Annotated in this window: 1 protein-coding gene; it reads right to left on the reverse strand. The window is 68.7% G+C overall.

Annotated features, from left to right (window positions below; translation table 11 throughout):
* Positions 1–1,141: autotransporter-associated beta strand repeat-containing protein (locus tag VCS63_RS29680; RefSeq protein ID WP_323881920.1), on the reverse strand; the 1,141-nt coding region annotated here is incomplete at both ends.

The raw sequence follows: 1,141 nt of genomic DNA on the forward strand, positions 1-1,141 counted from the left end.
AGCCACGTCGAAACGGCCTGCCTGCACGAGCGTGATGGCGCGCAAGGTGTCGAAGGAGCCGGTAGTCGCCAGCGTGCCGCCGCTGAACGTCAGGCCACCCGTGGCCGCGCCCAGGTTCGCGTCCCGATCGACTTGCAGCGTGCCGCCCGCGAGCCGCGTGCCCCCGGTGTAGCTATTGTTGCCAGCCAGCACCAGCGTGCCGGCGCCAGCCTTGGCCAGCGTCCGGCCGTCCCAACCCGTCGCGGCGTTGGCCATCTGGTCGACCAGCGGCGCGCTCACCACGAAACGGTCCGTGGCGTTGGCCAGCGTGAAGGTGCCATGGCTAAGATTGTTGCCGGCCGTCCAGGTCAGGCCATAGGTCGCGAGGTACTGCCGGTTGTCCGCCGACTTGCGCGTATTGACATTCAGATAGTCCACCGCGCCCGTAAAGCCGCCCACGCTCACCGAGCCAAACTCGCCGCCGATACCCGAACGAGTATCGATCAATACCTTGTCCAGTTGGCCCGCGCTGGAGATTCCGCTAAGCCTGAACGCCACGCCATCGCCCAGCGTGATGCTGTCGGCCGTGATGGACGGCCCGCCCGCGCCCGCGGCGATATCCAGCACCGTGTGATCGGCCAGGCCAATGTCGCCCGCCACCGCCAAGGTCGCAGGGCCTTGTACCGACAGCGTGCTGCCGCCCGCCACTCGCAGATTGCCGCCCAGGCTGCTGGCCGCGCCCGCCACCCCATTGCCGAACTGCAACACGCCCCCAGCCACGTCGGCCAGGCCGCTCAACACGCCCTGCACCACCAGCTTGCCTTCCGACACCGTGGTCTTGCCGGTGTAGCCCGCGTGGTTGCCGGTCAGGTCCAACACGCCTGTGCCTGTCTTTACCAACGCCCCGCTCCCGGAGATCGCGCCGGCGAACGTCCCGTCAGTCGCCTGCTCGAACACCAGCATGCCGCCGTTATCGACGTTGCCGCGGACGGACCCCGCGTTGCCGATCAACGTGCCCGACTGGATCCAGGTATTGCCATAGGCATTGCCTGCATTGCTCAGGCGCAGCGTGCCCGTGCCGACCTTGACGAGGTCGCCGCTGCCGGACACGCCGCCCGCCAGGCCCAGAGTCGTCCCCGCCGCCACATCCACGCGGCCCGCC

The sequence above is a fragment of the Achromobacter sp. D10 genome, assembly GCF_035282245.1.
In the GTDB taxonomy this organism is placed as follows: domain Bacteria; phylum Pseudomonadota; class Gammaproteobacteria; order Burkholderiales; family Burkholderiaceae_B; genus Achromobacter; species Achromobacter insolitus.